Source organism: Psychrobacter sp. (assembly GCF_030454045.1).
In the GTDB taxonomy this organism is placed as follows: domain Bacteria; phylum Pseudomonadota; class Gammaproteobacteria; order Pseudomonadales; family Moraxellaceae; genus Psychrobacter.
Genome location: NZ_JAKDJE010000067.1, coordinates 1 through 16,240, shown reverse-complemented (window position 1 = coordinate 16,240; position 16,240 = coordinate 1). Strand labels below are relative to the sequence as shown.

Below are 16,240 nucleotides of genomic sequence, written 5' to 3'. Positions count from 1 at the left end.
TCTAGTCATAACACTATGATTGTCAATTATTCTATATATGTCAACACACCCTAGCAGGCCTGTCCATTGCGCCTGCTGAAGTCTATCGTAATACTCAAGCGTATTTCGTCATCTATGACTCTGAATCAGATGTGTTGAATGTCGTGCGTGATAATGAGACATTGAAGCAGCTAGCGCCTTATGATGTGGTGGTAACTTGTCAGGCAACCTCAGAAAAGTATGAGGATTATGATTTTGTCTCTAGATACTTTTGGCCAGCAAATGGCGGTGACGAAGACCCAGTAACAGGTTCGATTCATACTGGACTTGCCCCTTTATGGGCGAAGCGTTTAGCCAAAAATGAATTGGTTGCTTATCAAGCATCTAGTCGCGGCGGTGTGCTTGACTGTACCGTGGCAGGCGATAGAGTGCTTATTTCTGGCAATGCTGTATCATATCTGACTGGATTTATCACAGTCAAGGAGTAGATGGATTTGACAGAATTAAAGACCGTTGGGCTGTTTGCGCTTACTGCATTGGCTGAGATTGCAGGGTGTTATTTGCCTTATCTGTGGTTACGAGAAGGTAAATCTATCTGGCTACTGATACCTGGCGCACTGAGTTTGGTGGCTTTTGTCTGGCTGCTGTCATTACATCCGACTGCTGCGGGTAGGGTCTATGCGGCGTATGGTGGCGTTTATATTTGCATGGCGATTTTATGGTTATGGACGATCAATGGGATACGACCAACCATGTGGGACATAGTGGGCTCAGTAGTTGCACTAATAGGAATGGCGATTATTATGTTTGCGCCGCGCAGTGCCTAAAAAAAACGAGTGGCCAACTCAAAAAAATACCAATCAAACCACTAGGTCAGATTGGCATATTGATACGAAAAATATTAATGTTTACCTAAAATACTACCGTTGTCGTCTTTCTTGGCTTGTTTCGCTGCTTTCTTTTCTTTGGCGGTCAAAAGCGGTTTCTTTTTGACATTCTTTTTACTGTCTTGACCTTTGCTCATGGTAATTCCTTTGTAGATAACGCATACAACCTGCTAAGCCAATTGGGCTGACTTAAGGTAAGTATGGTGACGACTAACATAGTCGCTTACCCAATCGAGTATAGGCTTAAGCATTAGTAATAGATAGTACTCGCACAATTCGCCTACGATTCATTTCTCTTGCTTCTTTCCTTTAGCGAAATCATTGTTTTAGCCAAGCTATTCGCTAACTGATTCGTTCAATCAATCATGGTATTCATAAGTGCTTACTTACGGATACATGGCGATTTGCTATAATTAGCCATAAACCGATTCATAAACGCGGCAAACTCTTATTTATTAACATTTAGCACCATCGTGCTCACTGTTTTGGTCACCTTATTATGCGTATACGTAAACTATTCAAATTTGAAAACGCTCACATCGTTCGTAACTGTAGCTCTGAGCGCTGCAAACACTCAATCCATGGTCACAGCTATCAGATTGAGCTGATTTTAGAGGCCACCCGTCTAGACCATGGGCAAATGGTTTATGACTTTGGGCTACTAAAATCTTCGATCAAAGATATTATCGACAGCTTTGATCATGCCATTTGTTTTTGGAACAAAGACGATCCTGAATATGTCGCAGCGTGTAAGAAATTCAGCGCACGTTGGATCAGCCTACCAGTATCTCCGTCAGCAGAGCAGTTTTCACGGGTGATTTTCTTTTGGGCGCAAGAAATACTGCGCCAGACGCAAATGCAAAATGGCGAAGCGGATGTCAGTGTGTATTCGGTAATTGCCCATGAAACGGCAACGGGTTACGCGCAGTGTTTCACAGATGATGTGGCCAATGATCAAATGGGTAAGCTGGTTTTAGAGGATTTCGAATTTAGTGAGCAAGTTCGTGCTGAATGGACGGACTCTGAGCTATACGCCAAGCTGATACGCGGGGACAGCTTTACCAATCCAACGGTGACTATGCAGGTACAGACAGAGCGAGCACAGGCAGGTTTAGACTGATGTATAACGATCAATCAATAGAAAGTAGTGATACTATGCAAACGCTGATACTGAACTCTGAGCAAGATACACAGTTATTGGCCAAACAATTATCTGCACTGCCTTTAACAGGTAGTGTATGGCTATCAGGAGATTTGGGTGCTGGTAAAACTACTTTAACGCGTTACTGGTTACAAGCGCTCGGTCATACAGGTGCGGTAAAAAGCCCAACGTATACTTTGGTTGAGCCTTATAGTATTCAGCGAAATGATGGCTCGACTAAGCCAGTTTATCATGCAGACCTATACCGTCTCCAAGATCCAGAAGAACTGTCTTTTATTGGCTTTGATGAGTATTTAGATGAGCCTGAAGCGCTCGTTATCATTGAATGGGCGAGCCGTGCTGATGGTTATCTACCGATGCCAACTTTGTTTATCGATATTACGCAAGTTGAAAACGATGATAAAGGTAATGAAGCACGCCAAGTGCACTTAAAAGTATCAAAAGCAGGCCAAGCGCAAGGTCTGGATTTATCAAAATTTAATATCTAAATCACACCACTTGCCATTCTTTTAAAATATGACATCTATCAATGCCAGATAACCACCACAACACCCGTATCAAAAAACTATCACCGCTGCTGATTAATCAACTAGCAGCAGGTGAGGTCGTGACACGTCCAGCAGCGGTCGTCAAAGAGCTGCTAGAAAATGCCATTGATGCAGGTGCCACCGATATTGAGATACGTATTACTCAAGGTGGTATGGGCATGATTGAAGTGGTGGATAACGGTGTGGGTATTCATCCTGATGATATGGTGATGGCGATTACGCGTCATGCGACCAGCAAGGTCGCTGATGTTGCGAACTTGCACGGCATTACGACGTTGGGTTTTCGTGGTGAAGCATTGGCAGCGATGGCGGCTGTCTCTCGTTTGACCTTGACGAGTAGCCATGATGAGAGTGGTATAGGCCGTCAACTACAGGTCGCTGGGGTATTAGATGATACGCCAAAGCTCACACCAGTCGTTCATAATCGCGGCACAACAATCATAGTCAAAGACTTATATTTCAATGTGCCTGCCCGCCGAGGTAATTTAAAATCTATTGCCACTGAATTTGGCCAGATCGAGACCATCGTCCGTGAAGTCGCACTGGCGCGAGCTGATGTCGCACTGACACTTTTTCATGACAATAAAAAGCGGTTATCATTGTCTGCAAATGCTACAAACGTTAACGATAATGATGCTAACCGTCTACCGTTGCCGCGTTTAGAACAAGCGACTGGTATGCCATTAACGGACAATGCGCTAGCAGTATCGATAGATCTATCGAGTCTTGTGCAGTCGTCTGTAGCGTACGGCGATAGCACAGTTGATCGGGCAGCAATCAGTGGCTGGTTATGGCCGATGACTGATGAGCAAAAAGACTTGCCAAAGCTAATTTATGTGAATGGTCGCTTGGTAAAAGAGGCGTTGATCAGTAACCAAATGCGTCAACTTGCTCAGAGCGTACAATTAGCAAGTATGGGTTATGCGCTTTATTTTGAGTTGCCAACTCAGTGGCTCAATGTCAATGTGCATCCATCGAAACAGCGTATCAAAATCAGTCCGCTAAACAATATTATGGCGCATCTAAGCCATACAATTCGTTCACAGCTAAAAATAGTTAATGCTACTAGCCGCGATAATCTAGAAGTTTCAAAAAAAGACGTCTCTGTAGATACTTTGTCTGACACACATTTACCCAATGCTCTGCCTACAGAGCACATAAGGCAGAGCAGGCAAGTACAAGCACCTAGACAATCATATCAATCTGCCTCAAGCAAATCATTTCTAGATAAATCACTAGTTCAAGAACCAGCACCATCCTATGTTAATGAGCCGTTGAAGCAAAATCGTAATATTTCGTTTAGCTCATCCGAAGCGCCTACGATTTCATCTTTACCAATCTGCTTGGATGTTATTAATGATGTAGAGACTCGTGGTATTGACTCAACCGCAGCTGATAAAAATTTACCTTGGCTCTTATTTTATCATCAAGGGCAGTGTGTATTGATGAGGGCTAAAGATTGGCAGTCGCAGCTGAGCCAACTGTTTGAATCACAGGTATTTGGCAATAATACTGCCACTGAAGACAAGCAACCAAATAGCGCTCTCAAAATTAATCAGCAGCTGAATAGCATAAGCACACAGATGTCTAAGCAGGATATGAGAGTGTTTGTCACGAACCTCACTGAACTGCTGGCAAGAAATGCTATGAGCGTCTTAGATAGCGGTCGCTTAGTAACCCTAATGCTATCCTCTGCCTCTAAATAAATATAAAGCTGACCGCTACTTTGGGTCATTAAAGATTAGGAAAAGCCACTTTATGCAACATACCTCTGATAGCGTCTCTACTAATTTGCCTGATAATAGCGTGGTGTGCTTGATGGCGCCCACTGCCAGCGGCAAAACAGCACTGGCATATGAGCTATATGACACAGGGAGATATGAGCTTGTTTCGGTAGATTCAGCGCTGATATATCGTGATATGAATATTGGTACGGCAAAACCAACAGCGGATGAGTTAGTGCGGTATCCACATCATCTGGTTGATATTATTGATCCCATGCAAAGCTATAGTGTTGCTGAGTTTGTCAATGATACGGCACAGCTTATTGAAGACTGCCATCAAAAAGGCAAAATACCATTATTGGTCGGTGGCACCATGATGTATTACATGGCGCTACTCGATGGCCTGTCTCCCGTACCTGATAGCGATGATAATGTACGTACACGTGTTGAGCAGTGGCGACAAGAGGAAGGTGTCGAGGCATTGTATGATTATCTTGGCAATGTTGACTCAGTTAGCCATCAGCGTTTGAATGCAACGGATACTCAGCGCATTACTCGGGCAATTGAGGTTTATTTGCAGACAGATAGGCCCATAAGCGACTGGCAGCGTGAGCCAAAACAAGCTTTGGCCCATCATCCAGAACAGCAGTGGCATGCATTGTCAGTGATACCAGACCGCCCGTGGTTACATGCGCGTATCGAACAGCGCCTTGATATCATGTGGCAAGAAGGGTTAGTGGCAGAGGTTGTTGGCTTACTTGAGAAGTACCCGCTGACCCCTAATATGCCGTCGATGCGCTGTGTGGGTTATCGCCAAGTATTGGAATATCTTGTTCGTACGCAGCATTCAGTATTGGATAAACCCCATTTGGACAAAGCCCAATTTTATGAAGCCTTTGCAGACTCTAAAAGCCTAATGGCCATAAATAAGATGCAAGGCGAGGGCGTTTACACAAACGCTCAGCCTGATATATCCTATGCTGAGACCGAAGCGCTTGCTTGTCAGGAAATGCAAAATAAGGCATTATATGCTACAAGGCAGTTGGCAAAACGCCAGTATACATGGCTTAGAAAAGTTGCTCAATTGCCTGATACTGTATCTGAGTTTGATGATGCGGTCACCAAAGGGATGGTGCTAAAAAATTTTACAACAATGGCACAAGCAAGAGATTATCTTTTTTGAAAACATGCTTCTATCTTATTAGCGTGCGTCTTACTTTACGTTTTCAAAGCACGTTATTGATATATAAATAAAGAATCACAATTAGTTTCAAAAATTAGCATGGATAGCTGCTATAATTTGAGCTTACTACAGATCTAGTAGCCGTTAAATACAGTTATCTTGGTAGTAGATAGCTATTAACTTTTACAGAAAAAACGCTTGATGAAACAAGTGGTTACTTAATTACTGACAATGATAACGTACTCGCGATAGAGTGAAATAACTTAAGAACAACGAATATTTATTTAGATACGTTTTATAAAGAAAACGTATTATTGTATCTGCCTTTTAGCCAGTATAATTAAATTGACACTTAGAATAATTGGCACTCAAAACATAACTACATAATATTTAGGAGAGACTTCATGTCAAAAGGACAAACTTTACAAGATCCATTCTTGAATTCACTGCGTAAGGATCGCATTCCTGTTTCTATTTTCTTGGTTAATGGTATTAAATTACAAGGCCAAATTGAATCATTTGACCAGTACGTGGTACTCCTGAAAAATACCGTTAGCCAAATGGTATACAAGCACGCCATTTCGACAGTTGTGCCAGCACGCAATCCGCGTAGCAGCTCAGCTACAGGAATAGGCACTCAGTCTCAAGGCGCAGCGCCAGCTGGTTATCAAGGTGGTGGGTTTGAACGTGGTGGCAGTCCTGTGGCAGGTGGTTTTGATGAGCGTGGCTTTGCCTCGAGTCGTAGCGGCTTTAACCGAGGCGGCTTTGGTCAGGGTCAAGAGCGTGGATTTGAACGTGGCAGCTTTGGTCAGGGTCAAGATCGTGGGTTTGAGCGCGGCGGCTTTGGTCAAGATCGCGGATTTGACGCGCCAACAGATGGTACAGGCTTTGAAGATAAGTCAAGTGATGGGTCTAATGACACCAACAACTAATTAGCTTTACAAATTGAGTGTATTGTCGACTCACGCACTATGTGACCTGATTTATTTAATTAAGACCTGCTGTCATAGTGGGTTTTTTTTATATAGATAGGTGCATAGGTGGGATTGAAAGATTTTTGCCATTGTAAAAATCGCAGACCATTACTAATACAAAACATAGTATAGTAAAATGCTGTGTTGATTCATTATAGAAATAGAGCAGATCCATGAGTGATACCAAGAATAAACTGACCCATGAGCAATTTATTACTACTGCTATCGAGGCGGTGAATACTGAGATATCCGCCTTAGCATTGTTGACAGAGCAGATTGATGATAGGTTTGCGCAAGCGTGTGACATTATCTTGGCTTGTCAGGGGCGAGTGGTGGTCACTGGTATGGGCAAATCAGGGTTAATCGGTCGCAAGATAGCAGCCACCTTTGCCTCCACTGGCACGCCGGCTTTTTTTATGCATCCTGGTGAGGCGGGTCATGGCGATTTGGGTATGCTGGTTAAAGGTGATGTATTGCTTGCCATTTCGAACTCTGGCGAGTCAGATGAAATCAAAATGCTATTGCCTGTGGTCAAACATCTAAAGATTCCTTTGATTAGTATCAGCCGTGATAAGCGCGGTATGCTGCCACGGGCCGCTGATATTGTTTTGACACTTGGTCAGTCGCAAGAGGCTTGTCCGCTTAATCTGGCACCTACGTCGAGTACGACAGCCACGTTGGCGCTTGGAGATGCGCTAGCAGTTGCTTTGGTGCATGCACGCAACTTCACGTCTGAGGACTTTGCTTTATCGCATCCAGCGGGTGCGCTCGGCCGTCAACTACTGACGCGTGTCGAAGATTTGATGCATACCAACTCAGAAAATCTGCCTTTGATTAATCAGAAAGCACCATTGCAACAAGCACTATTTACGATGTCTGCTGGGCGTCTGGGTATGACAGTAGTGACAGATGATCACCACAAAGTGGTTGGCGTATTCACGGATGGTGATTTACGTCGCGGTCTAGAAAAAGGCATTGATCTACAAACGCCGATGCATGAGGTGATGGTTAACAATCCACGTTGCATCGGTAAAACAACGCGAGCATCAGATGCACTTAGTGTCATGAATGAGAATAGTATCAGTCAGCTACTGATTATCGATGATGAAGAGCGGTTGGAAGCGGTCATCACTGTTCATGACTTGCTACAAGCTGGCGTGAAGTAGCCCTATCGACTTTTTATAGAATAACCGTGCCATACTGTACAAGATTTAGAAAGATAATGACTAAATAAGAAGAGAATACGCATGCAAGACTTAATAAAAAAAGCGGGACAGGTGAAGCTATTAGTTCTAGATGTTGATGGTATTTTATCTAATGGACAGATTATTTATGATGCCAATGGTGTCGAGACCAAAGCATTTTCAGTACAGGATGGCATAGGTATCAAGTCTCTATCGCGTTATGGAATATTGACCGCTATCATTACTGGTCGTAGCAGCCCTATGGTAGATAAGCGTGCTACAGAGATGGGGGTCAATCATGTTGTACAAGGCCGCGATGATAAGCTTGTTGCACTAAACGAATTATTGTCGTCTCTTGATCCTACGCTCAATATCACGGCTGCTGACTGTGCTTATATGGGTGATGATTTGCCAGATATCAAAGCCCTACAAACCGTGGGATTTGCAGCAACGGTGCCCAACGCACACTCAGAAGTTATTCAGCGTAGTCACATGGTCACCACACGAGCAGGGGGTGCAGGTGCAGTACGTGAAGTATGTGACCTTATTTTAAAGGGGCACGGACATTATCAAGACTTTATCGCACACTATACGCTTGATGAAGCTCAAACTCAGGATAAGCTGTCGTGAATACACGTGTCTTAATTATATTAGCATTGATAATTGCAGGTATTGCAGGTTGGTTCTTTCAGCAGCAAGGGGAGGTGACGACACCAGTCAATATTGAGACGACAGATGTCGATTATGAAGCCACTGATATCAAAGCAGTACAGACGAATGATCAAGGTGAGACTGAATATGAGCTGACGGCTGAGTCCTTAACGCATAATCCCAAAACCGATCAAGATGAGATGTCAGGTATTACAATGAACTGGGAGCCATCAGCAGATCAGCGCTATCGTATTCAAGCAGGCCGTGCAGCCATCAGTCAGCAAACTGGTGAGCTTAGCTTATCTGGTGGCTTTACGTTGGTTAGCGAAGGCAACAAAGACGCGCCTGATATTGAGCCTATTAAAGTGACTGGCAGTACGCTAAAAGGTAATACAAAGTCAGGTCAAGTATACAGCGAAGATCCTGTTAAGATTGAGCAAGGTATGAATCGTTTTGAAGCCTCTAGTATGACTGCCAATCTTGAAACGGGCGACTATGAATTTGGCCAAGTTGCTGTCGCTTTTACGCCTGCTGATCGTCAAGACAAAGCGCTGTTTTAAACCAAATCTTTCGTTATTATATGAACAGCAGCTAGCATGAAGTTTGCAAATCCTATCAACAATTATGAAACGAGTCATTCTATGAAATCTAAATTTTTGCCTACTTTGCGCGCATCCTTACTCTGCTTACACAAAATTCGCGCTTTGCCAACGGTCATGCTATTAACCTTGCCATTGTATAGCCACGCTTTGCCCTCAGATGCCAATCAACAAATAAAATTGCTCGCGGACAAAGCCACCTACAGTGAGCGCACAGGCGTCACCAGTTATTCTGGCAACGTTATTATTACTCAAGGTACTTTTAAGATGACGGCGGATAATATTACCGTCAATCTATCCCCTCAGCGTAGTATCAATTCGGCAGTGGCTACTGGTCGTCCAGCCACTATGCAGCAAGTGGTGACGCAAGAAAAAGGCTTAGCCAAAGGTCAAGCAAATAAGATTGATTACAATGCAGTATCTGGCATTATCACTCTAACAGGAAATGCCAAACTGGTACAAAATGGCGCAAGTTTTGCCGGTAATGTTATTCGTTATAGCTTAAAAGCAGGGGACGTAGAAGCGACGGCTGGTGGTAATCAGCGCGTAGAGCTGGTATTTCCACCCAACAATAACACCAACCAAAGTGGCGTACGTTAGTTGAATCAACCAACGTATTGATATGCAGGTTTTAGTGATGCTTGAGTTTTTTGACAGTAAGAGTAAGTTATGAGTGATAATAAAAAGGTAGAGCTGGCTGCAAATACTAACACGGTGCCTGTCGCTCGCCTAACAATGCAAAATTTGGGTAAACGTTATGGTAAGCGCTGGGTTGTTAAAGATGTCTCATTTTCTGTTGAGCAAGGACAAGTGGTCGGACTGTTAGGACCCAATGGTGCGGGCAAAACAACCAGTTTTTATATGGTGGTGGGTCTGGTAAATATGGATAAAGGCCGTGTCACTTTAGGAAAAATGGATTTATCTAAATACGCGATGCACGAACGCGCTCGTGCTGGCATTGGGTATTTGCCGCAAGAAGCATCCATTTTTCGTAAGCTGTCCATTGAAGATAATATCTTAGCCATTTTGCAGACTCGTACACAATTGAGTAAAACGGAGCAGCAGCAAGAGCTTGAAAAACTGATCAGTGAGTTCCATCTAGAACATGTGCGTACCTCACTGGGTATGAGTGTCTCAGGCGGTGAGCGTCGTCGCTGTGAGATTGCGCGAGCACTGGCCGCTGATCCTAAGTTTATTCTATTGGATGAGCCTTTTGCAGGGGTGGATCCTATTTCAGTCGGCGATATCAAAGACGTTATTTTGACGCTCAAGAATCGTGGTATTGGGGTGTTGATTACTGATCATAACGTTCGAGAGACTTTGGCTATTTGCGAAAAAGCTTATATTGTCTCAGAAGGGGCGATTATTGCAGAAGGTACCTCTTCTGAGGTCTTAGACAATGATTTGGTGAAATCTGTCTACTTAGGTAAAGATTTCCAAGTCTAGTTTGGTATCCTGTAATTTAATCCCTCAAGGTAACTTCTCTTATCTATTGATTGCTGGTATTGATCTCATCATCTACTCTGAGAGCTGGCAGTCACCACCTCGTTTGTATTTACAGTATCTCCCTGCTTGTCATGACTCTTTCTAGAACAGCCTATTATATTGACGGCTGTTCTAACCTATAACGATTTCCCTACTAGTACTAACAAACCCATCTCAATAGATTACGTATGATTCTCGACTCACTATCTGAATAAGGCTTGTGATTTATGGCAAAAAACAAAAGCAGCTATGTCTGTCAGGAGTGCGGTGCGCATTTTGGTAAATGGGCAGGGCAGTGTACAGATTGCGGTGAATGGAATAGCTTGGTTGAAGCGCCAAATGTCAGTATGCCGCACCACAATAAGGGCACTACCAAGTCTAATGCCAGCAGAGCGAGCGCTCGCAGTACAGTTGGGACACCAGCTGGTAATTACTCGGGTACTCATAGCGCTGTTATGCCACTTAATGCCGTAAGTGTGACGTTAGACACGCGTTTACCAACAGGTATCAGCGAGTTTGATCGCGTATTGGGAGGCGGATTGGTTGCAGGCTCCGTAGTGCTCATTGGCGGTGATCCTGGTATTGGTAAGTCAACCATATTATTACAGACAGCGACCAATATGGCGCGAGCAGAGTCACTGGCAGGAAGTGCACTGTATGTGACGGGTGAGGAGTCACTTGCGCAGGTTGCCATGCGTGCCAAGCGATTAGACTTACCTGCTGACAGGCTTCGCGTACTGGCCGAAACCAATGTAGAAACCATTTGTGCGGCCTTGACTCAAGAGCAGCCCGCTATCGCTATTATTGATTCTATTCAAACCATCTATACGGATGCCATCAACTCTGCACCAGGTGGTGTCAGTCAAATAAGAGAGTCGGCTGCAATTTTGACACGCTATGCAAAGCAAACGGGCACAGCGCTCTTTTTAGTGGGTCATGTGACGAAAGAGGGGACGCTAGCAGGCCCACGGGTGCTTGAGCATATGGTTGATACCGTCTTATATTTTGAGGGTCAGTCTGACTCGCGCTTTCGGATGATTCGTGCGGTCAAAAACCGTTTTGGCGCGGTCAATGAGCTCGGTATTTTTGGCATGACAGACATGGGACTCAAAGAAGTGGCCAATCCATCAGCAATATTTTTGAGCCGTTATGATAAGCCTGTTGCTGGATCTGTCGTCATGGTCAGCCGTGAAGGTACCAGACCCCTATTAGTAGAGGTTCAGGCACTGGTTGATGACTCTCAGAGCTCGCCTAGGCGCATGGCATTGGGTTTAGATTTTCAGCGATTGTCTATGCTGCTTGCAGTTATGCATCGTCACGGCGGTATTCATACCAGTGGACAGGATGTCTACGTCAACGTCGTGGGCGGCGTCAAAGTGATAGAAACAGGATCTGATTTGGCAGTATTATTGGCATGTGCATCAAGCATCAAAGAAAAGCCATTACCATCTTCATTAGCAGTGTTTGGTGAGGTTGGGTTATCTGGTGAAATTCGCCCAGTACCAAATGGTCAAGAACGCTTGAAAGAAGCAATGAAGCATGGGTTCAAACATGCGATTATTCCAAAAGCCAATGCACCTGCCAAAGGAGCTCCTCAGTTTAAGGGTATCAATGTGATTGCCGTTGAACGTCTTGATGATGCCATCGAAAGTGCGTTTGAGTTATAACCAATCTTGAAAAGTATAAAAGATCTGATCAAAAAAGCCCCTAACTCATGATAAGTTAAGGGCTTTTTTATATGCTATAAGTTTTAAAACTAAGGTCCTGAAACACGCTCAATAGCAACATTACCGACCCCTTTATTAGTGATACCTAGGCGCTTAGCTGCACCATACGATAAATCTAATACGCGATTGCCATGGAATGGACCACGATCGTTCACTTTTACTACAACGCTCTTGCCATTCGTCTTGTTAGTCACTTTGACATAGCAGTTGAGTGGTAATGAGCGATGTGCTGCCGTCAAACCATTCATATCAAAAGTTTCACCACTAGCAGTTTTGCGGCCATGAAACTTACGACCATACCAAGAGGCAAGCCCTGTTTGCTTAAACTTGTTAACCGAGTTAGAAGCGACTGCTGTGAGGCGCTCTAGTACATCTTCGTCATTGGTGACTTGTGTTGTATCGTTAGCCAGTAGCGAGCTGCTAAGTGCCAATGAAGTGGGCTGACGGGCTGACTTGACTAAGCTTGACGCGCCATCATGTTGGCGGCTAAGCTCTCCAAGCACACGATCAATATGGGGGGCGTTATCTTGCGAGATCATTGCAAGGGAGGTCTTTGCTTCTACAGCATTTACATTTGTTGCAACTGCTGAGCCAGCAAATAAAACCGCTGACATAGTAAGTAAACCAGATAAACGCTTATTCATAAATACCTCTATAACTTATATAGTAAAACCTAATCTAAGTGCTTTAGATAAAGTATGACAGCGTTAGAGTGATATAACAGTGGCTCACGCTATTTCTATTAATCTTTGGTTTGTATTATGGCCAATATTTAATAGAAAACTTCTATAGGTTTTCATATATGGTAATTTTTCATTTCATGTTCATAAGTGGTGATAGTCACCGACATTACTTAGGACATGCTCAAATGATAGCCAGCGATATTCATTGAGTACTTATTTTTAATCTAAAGAGTTAAGTATCAATATCACTATATGTTGTATCTATAAAATGCTCGACAGTCAGGCGTTTCAATATTGCTAACTTAATAAAGAGTGTAAAGGTTCTTACGTGATGCTTTGTTATCAAACCGTTAATTAAGTAGTGTGTTTGAAAGCTCTAAATCTACAAGATGCTAACTATACGACCAATCTACAACCAAAATATAATTAAATGCAAAGTTTATTAGCTGCTATGTACGGGTTATGTATCAAAGTACAGTAAAACGAGGTTAACGCAATTTTTTGTAAAAAACAAGAAATAAAATATTTAAGCCCTGGTTTACAATTCATTTTTGTTAAAAAAATCACTGTTAATGACAGTATGATACAAGTAATTAAATAACAATGCTTTATGTCTTATAAAGCCTTTTGATAGGCTAGTCATGACTGGGATTATGTAGTATCTATTAAAAGTAACAAAATATTGATAGTAGAAAAATCGCTGATACTTTGATTTAATCTAAACTTTGTTGTCATTAGTCATGCGAGAGTGCTTTATTTTATGCTCAGTGTTTTTGAGAGATATAAATGATGTGTGTTTGTCATATTTCAATGATAATTTACTGATGTTTTATATATAAGGTATTGATTATAAGTGTTTTTAACCAGATTTGTGAGTGTGAATCGACATCAATAAGCCAAACCCTGCCATCAAAGTCACGATAGCGGTACCACCATAGCTGATAAAAGGTAAGGGCACACCGACAACAGGTAAAATACCACCTACCATACCGACATTGACGAATATATAAACGAAAAAAGACATCGCGATTGCCCCAGCTAGCAGCCGACTATAAACATCGGGATGGGTAAAAGCGATATATAAGGCGCGCGACAAAAGGCAAAAATAGATAAACATCAATAACATCACACCCAATAAGCCAAACTCTTCAGAGAATGCAGCGATGATAAAATCAGTGTGACCTTCTGGTAAAAAATGCAGGTGTGACTGTGTCCCTTCTAGGTAGCCTTTGCCAGTGAGACCGCCTGAACCAATGGCTGTCTTTGACTGAATAATATTCCACCCAGCACCTTGTACATCGGCTTCAGGATTGAGTAAGGTTAGGACGCGCGTACGCTGATAATCATGCAACAAAAAGTTCCAAGCAAACGCAATAAAAGGTATCGCTAAAATCACAGCAGCAGAAATCAGACGCCAAGACAGACCTGCCAAGAACAGCACAAAAATGCCACTAGCAGCGACTAAAAGCGAAGTGCCAAGATCAGGCTCTTTTGCAATCAGCAATACAGGAACGATAATCAATGCCAGAGTGATGGCAATACTGGACGGTGATGGTGGAAGATCACGCTTGGACAAAAACCAAGCACACATCATCGGCATCCCAAGCTTCATAAACTCAGATGGCTGTACGCTACCAAACCCAGGTAAGTTGATCCAGCGCTGAGCACCCATACGAACCTCACCAATGATATCAACCAATACCAATAATATAAGACCCAGTACATAAAACACAGGCGTAAAGGTACGGTAGAGGCTGGGCGGTATTTGTGCCATGGCAAACATAACGGTAAATGCCACACCATAGCTTACCATTTGGCGTATGACCATGCCGACGTCTTGACTGGCAGCACTATATAAAATCGTCAGACCAATACAGCAAACCGTTAATAATAGCAAGGTTAACCACGGATCGATGTGAATACGTTGCCAGATCGTCGGTGCATGACTTTGGCCTAAGTGATGGCTCTGACGTGAAAAACGGTATTGCGGGTTAGAAGACATAGGCAAAGTTTGGCTAGCAGTTGGAGTAAAAGGGAGAGGTTATCTAAGCTGTCTTATATAAAATCTATGATGAGTATTTGACGGTTTCTATTCTAATAGAAGCTCACGGACAAAAAAACAAGCAGATACTTAACATCTAGGCAATAAAGTCACGTAATTATAAAAATGATGAGGATAAGTGTTAATTACGAATATCACGTCTCCGTTTAGAGGCGATAGTTTAGCCTGCTCGCTGAAAATTTGATAGTATCGATAAAACGTTTTTAGCGGTAGATTCTTGTAATGACAAAATTAAAAACCTATCACCACAGGCAAATTCATCGATCTATTTTGGCACTGATTGTTTGTGCAAGTAGTCTCAGTGTTCATGCCGCTATTATAACTGATAGTAGTGAACGCCGTATCGAAGTTCGGCAAGGTAGTGGCGACACTAGCAATGCTTATATATCGCCTTCTAACAATGTCTCTAGTCAGCGCCCTGGTGTCACTATGTTAAGTGGCGCAAATGCATCAAATGGCGATAGTATGCAAAGCTTGATTGCACAAAAGCAGCGTGATTTTGAAATTGATGCCAGTCTGTCCATTGAAGAAAACCAACGCGTTAATGTGAACCAACGCAGACCGACTTATAATACAACTTACCGCAATAACAGCTACAGCACAGCAAATAATACATACAATCGCGCTTATAACGATTTTACGAGTATGGATTTTAATGCATGGCTCAACAGTAACAGTTACCGTGCTCAGCAAGTAGCCGAATATCAGCGTTATTTGAGCTCGCGTGTGGGTGCGCAAAATGTACCACCACTGTCCCAGCTACTGACCACCGCGCGCAGCTGGGATAAGTGTGGTTATGAGCCTTATCAGCTACCGCCGCGAGAGTTGTGGGCCAATATCGTGCCAACACTACACCTCTATAGTGAGCTAAAAAATCAAGGCATCTTGCCTCTAAGTACTGAGATACGCTCGGTGTATCGTAGCCCTGGCCTCAATGAATGTGCTGGCGGTGCTGACAGTAGCAAACATATGAATGCAAGTGCTATGGATATTTGGGTGCCAGAATACGAAGACAATTTATGGCGTCTTAGTACGATGCAAGATGGTTTGTGCCAGTTTTGGCAGTATCAAGGCAAACCTTACAACTTTGGTTTGGGCTTATATGCGACTGGTGCCATTCATCTTGATACAGATGGCTATCGAAAATGGGGTTTTAATCATGCCAGTAGTAGCTCTTCTTGCCGCTATTAGATCATCGTCAAACAGGCAATCCGCAAACTCATAACGATAAAAGAAGGCGGGAAGGTTATAATCAGGCTTATAAATATCAAGATAAAATCGGTATAAAAACGAATGAGTTAAACGCGTAAGTTCACTAAAAATTTGTTCGGAGTTAATAGATCTCTTGCATAAGTCATTGCTAGCCATTGATACTCCGTTAACGAAGGTCAA

17 protein-coding genes are annotated in these 16,240 nt (G+C 43.1%); 14 read left to right on the top strand and 3 right to left on the bottom strand.

From position 1 onward, the window contains the following. The first annotated feature begins 35 nt into the window (after nucleotides 1–35). Nucleotides 36–467, top strand: a complete 432-nt coding sequence (locus L0G63_RS11065) for a PhzF family phenazine biosynthesis protein (RefSeq protein ID WP_367618364.1) — start codon at nucleotides 36–38, stop codon at nucleotides 465–467. Nucleotides 468–473: 6 nt separating this feature from the next. After that, complete coding sequence (locus L0G63_RS11060; protein ID WP_301450704.1) at nucleotides 474–806, top strand: YnfA family protein; 333 nt, start codon at nucleotides 474–476, stop codon at nucleotides 804–806. A 74-nt stretch (nucleotides 807–880) separates the two neighbouring features. Here the strand turns inward: L0G63_RS11060 and L0G63_RS11055 are convergent, their stop codons facing one another. Continuing rightward, complete coding sequence (locus L0G63_RS11055; protein WP_021815223.1) at nucleotides 881–1,003, bottom strand: hypothetical protein; 123 nt, start codon at nucleotides 1,001–1,003, stop codon at nucleotides 881–883. A 362-nt stretch (nucleotides 1,004–1,365) separates the two neighbouring features. Here L0G63_RS11055 and L0G63_RS11050 point away from each other — a divergent pair, with 362 nt between their 5' ends. The 11 genes from L0G63_RS11050 to radA all read left to right on the top strand — a co-directional run bounded on the left by L0G63_RS11050 (nucleotide 1,366) and on the right by radA (nucleotide 12,043). Further along, nucleotides 1,366–1,986 carry a 6-carboxytetrahydropterin synthase gene (locus tag L0G63_RS11050; RefSeq protein ID WP_301450703.1) on the top strand — a complete coding sequence of 207 codons (621 nt, stop codon included), beginning with the start codon at nucleotides 1,366–1,368 and terminating at the stop codon, nucleotides 1,984–1,986. After that, complete coding sequence (gene tsaE, locus L0G63_RS11045; protein ID WP_301450702.1) at nucleotides 1,986–2,516, top strand: tRNA (adenosine(37)-N6)-threonylcarbamoyltransferase complex ATPase subunit type 1 TsaE; 531 nt, start codon at nucleotides 1,986–1,988, stop codon at nucleotides 2,514–2,516. Before L0G63_RS11050 ends, tsaE begins: the two co-directional genes overlap by 1 nt. A gap of 41 nt (nucleotides 2,517–2,557) precedes the next feature. Continuing rightward, nucleotides 2,558–4,282 carry a DNA mismatch repair endonuclease MutL gene (mutL, locus tag L0G63_RS11040; protein ID WP_301450701.1) on the top strand — a complete coding sequence of 575 codons (1,725 nt, stop codon included), beginning with the start codon at nucleotides 2,558–2,560 and terminating at the stop codon, nucleotides 4,280–4,282. Between the two features lie 52 nt (nucleotides 4,283–4,334). Then, nucleotides 4,335–5,483: a tRNA (adenosine(37)-N6)-dimethylallyltransferase MiaA gene (miaA, locus tag L0G63_RS11035; protein WP_301450700.1), complete on the top strand. Its 1,149-nt coding sequence runs from the start codon at nucleotides 4,335–4,337 to the stop codon at nucleotides 5,481–5,483. Between the two features lie 404 nt (nucleotides 5,484–5,887). Continuing rightward, complete coding sequence (hfq, locus tag L0G63_RS11030) at nucleotides 5,888–6,415, top strand: RNA chaperone Hfq (RefSeq protein WP_301450699.1); 528 nt, start codon at nucleotides 5,888–5,890, stop codon at nucleotides 6,413–6,415. Between the two features lie 215 nt (nucleotides 6,416–6,630). Then, complete coding sequence (locus L0G63_RS11025) at nucleotides 6,631–7,623, top strand: SIS domain-containing protein (RefSeq protein ID WP_301450698.1); 993 nt, start codon at nucleotides 6,631–6,633, stop codon at nucleotides 7,621–7,623. Between the two features lie 81 nt (nucleotides 7,624–7,704). Further along, nucleotides 7,705–8,271, top strand: a complete 567-nt coding sequence (locus tag L0G63_RS11020; protein ID WP_301450697.1) for an HAD family hydrolase — start codon at nucleotides 7,705–7,707, stop codon at nucleotides 8,269–8,271. Beyond that, on the top strand, nucleotides 8,268–8,852 hold the full coding sequence (lptC, locus tag L0G63_RS11015; RefSeq protein ID WP_301450696.1) for an LPS export ABC transporter periplasmic protein LptC: 585 nt from the start codon (nucleotides 8,268–8,270) through the stop codon (nucleotides 8,850–8,852). Before L0G63_RS11020 ends, lptC begins: the two co-directional genes overlap by 4 nt. Nucleotides 8,853–9,008: 156 nt before the next feature. Next, complete coding sequence (gene lptA, locus L0G63_RS11010) at nucleotides 9,009–9,491, top strand: lipopolysaccharide transport periplasmic protein LptA (protein WP_301450705.1); 483 nt, start codon at nucleotides 9,009–9,011, stop codon at nucleotides 9,489–9,491. A 69-nt stretch (nucleotides 9,492–9,560) separates the two neighbouring features. Continuing rightward, entirely contained in the window at nucleotides 9,561–10,337 is a 777-nt protein-coding gene (lptB, locus tag L0G63_RS11005; RefSeq protein ID WP_301450695.1) for an LPS export ABC transporter ATP-binding protein, read from the top strand. Between the two features lie 266 nt (nucleotides 10,338–10,603). Next, nucleotides 10,604–12,043: a DNA repair protein RadA gene (gene radA / locus L0G63_RS11000; protein ID WP_301450694.1), complete on the top strand. Its 1,440-nt coding sequence runs from the start codon at nucleotides 10,604–10,606 to the stop codon at nucleotides 12,041–12,043. A gap of 89 nt (nucleotides 12,044–12,132) precedes the next feature. Here the strand turns inward: radA and L0G63_RS10995 are convergent, their stop codons facing one another. Continuing rightward, on the bottom strand, nucleotides 12,133–12,717 hold the full coding sequence (locus L0G63_RS10995; RefSeq protein WP_367618363.1) for a septal ring lytic transglycosylase RlpA family protein: 585 nt from the start codon (nucleotides 12,715–12,717) through the stop codon (nucleotides 12,133–12,135). Between the two features lie 928 nt (nucleotides 12,718–13,645). Beyond that, nucleotides 13,646–14,788, bottom strand: a complete 1,143-nt coding sequence (gene rodA / locus L0G63_RS10990; RefSeq protein WP_301450692.1) for a rod shape-determining protein RodA — start codon at nucleotides 14,786–14,788, stop codon at nucleotides 13,646–13,648. A gap of 282 nt (nucleotides 14,789–15,070) precedes the next feature. Here rodA and L0G63_RS10985 point away from each other — a divergent pair, with 282 nt between their 5' ends. Beyond that, nucleotides 15,071–16,039, top strand: a complete 969-nt coding sequence (locus tag L0G63_RS10985; protein ID WP_301450691.1) for a D-Ala-D-Ala carboxypeptidase family metallohydrolase — start codon at nucleotides 15,071–15,073, stop codon at nucleotides 16,037–16,039. Nucleotides 16,040–16,240: the final 201 nt, after the last annotated feature.

Excerpts from the sequence above, each read along its gene's own strand:
- L0G63_RS11055 (WP_021815223.1), bottom strand. The coding sequence starts at position 1,003 with ATGAGCAAAGGTCAAGACAGTAAAAAGAATGTCAAAAAGAAACCGCTT.
- L0G63_RS11050 (WP_301450703.1), top strand. The coding sequence starts at position 1,366 with ATGCGTATACGTAAACTATTCAAATTTGAAAACGCTCACATCGTTCGT.
- tsaE (WP_301450702.1), top strand. The coding sequence starts at position 1,986 with ATGTATAACGATCAATCAATAGAAAGTAGTGATACTATGCAAACGCTG.
- mutL (WP_301450701.1), top strand. The coding sequence starts at position 2,558 with ATGCCAGATAACCACCACAACACCCGTATCAAAAAACTATCACCGCTG.
- miaA (WP_301450700.1), top strand. The coding sequence starts at position 4,335 with ATGCAACATACCTCTGATAGCGTCTCTACTAATTTGCCTGATAATAGC.
- hfq (WP_301450699.1), top strand. The coding sequence starts at position 5,888 with ATGTCAAAAGGACAAACTTTACAAGATCCATTCTTGAATTCACTGCGT.
- L0G63_RS11025 (WP_301450698.1), top strand. The coding sequence starts at position 6,631 with ATGAGTGATACCAAGAATAAACTGACCCATGAGCAATTTATTACTACT.
- L0G63_RS11020 (WP_301450697.1), top strand. The coding sequence starts at position 7,705 with ATGCAAGACTTAATAAAAAAAGCGGGACAGGTGAAGCTATTAGTTCTA.
- lptA (WP_301450705.1), top strand. The coding sequence starts at position 9,009 with ATGCTATTAACCTTGCCATTGTATAGCCACGCTTTGCCCTCAGATGCC.
- lptB (WP_301450695.1), top strand. The coding sequence starts at position 9,561 with ATGAGTGATAATAAAAAGGTAGAGCTGGCTGCAAATACTAACACGGTG.
- radA (WP_301450694.1), top strand. The coding sequence starts at position 10,604 with ATGGCAAAAAACAAAAGCAGCTATGTCTGTCAGGAGTGCGGTGCGCAT.
- L0G63_RS10995 (WP_367618363.1), bottom strand. The coding sequence starts at position 12,717 with ATGTCAGCGGTTTTATTTGCTGGCTCAGCAGTTGCAACAAATGTAAAT.
- rodA (WP_301450692.1), bottom strand. The coding sequence starts at position 14,788 with ATGTCTTCTAACCCGCAATACCGTTTTTCACGTCAGAGCCATCACTTA.
- L0G63_RS10985 (WP_301450691.1), top strand. The coding sequence starts at position 15,071 with ATGACAAAATTAAAAACCTATCACCACAGGCAAATTCATCGATCTATT.